This is a genomic window from Parendozoicomonas verongulae, assembly GCF_009711465.1.
GTDB lineage: Bacteria > Pseudomonadota > Gammaproteobacteria > Pseudomonadales > Endozoicomonadaceae > Sansalvadorimonas > Sansalvadorimonas verongulae.
Genome location: NZ_SMME01000408.1, coordinates 1 through 758, shown reverse-complemented (window position 1 = coordinate 758; position 758 = coordinate 1). Strand labels below are relative to the sequence as shown.

Here is a 758-nt window from a genome sequence, read left to right as displayed (position 1 = left end):
CACAGGGGACAGGCCCTACGTCTGTGACCACGATGGATGCAACCGGTCTTTTACCCAATCTGGTGCTCTCTCTATTCACAAGCGCACCCACACCAAGGTCAAGCCCTACGTCTGTGATCAGTGCAACCAGTTTTTCACCCATTCCAGTGCTTTCACCGTTCACAAGCGCATCCACACAGGGGAAAGACCCTACGTCTGTGGTCTGGACGGATGCAACCGGTCTTTTATCCAATCCACTCATCTCACCAGACACAGACGCACCCAACACAACAGGAAAGATGAGTAACCCGGTCAGCGCACGGACTGTATGGTGTCACCAATATTGCCATTAATATCCACTGTGCCACTGGCAGGACAAGACTCAGTGCCGTAAATACCAGCATCACAAGAGGCTGCCAGCTACGTTGCTATCATCTTTATTCTTTTTATGGGAAGGATGGGAATGGTCTTCAGGCTGAACATTGTTGCCACCAGTTTTTACATGGTGATCGGCCTGTCTTCATCTGGTGCCTTTGCATCAGAAGACAAGAGTAGACCTCTTCACCTTATTCCGTTACAGCCATTAGATATGATATCGACAGGCAGTATTGCTATACACCCTGCAGGCAGCACACATATCCAACCCGGTGAAACCACATCTTGCACCATACACAGATCTGCCGAGCACCACTTTGTGCATTGCCGTGGAAAAAAAAGAACCGAATTAACACTCACGGAATCAATGACTCTACAACAGCTGGCAGTTGAAACGGATGCCA

2 protein-coding genes are annotated in these 758 nt (G+C 49.2%); one reads left to right on the top strand and one right to left on the bottom strand.

The features are described 5' to 3' along the window. Positions 1–253, bottom strand: a 253-nt coding sequence (locus tag E1189_RS24490; protein WP_230459887.1) for a hypothetical protein, incomplete at its 3' end; no start/stop codon positions are given. A 189-nt stretch (positions 254–442) separates the two neighbouring features. Here E1189_RS24490 and E1189_RS24485 point away from each other — a divergent pair. Next, the coding region (locus E1189_RS24485) for a hypothetical protein (RefSeq protein ID WP_230459886.1) at positions 443–758 on the top strand (316 nt) is incomplete at its 3' end.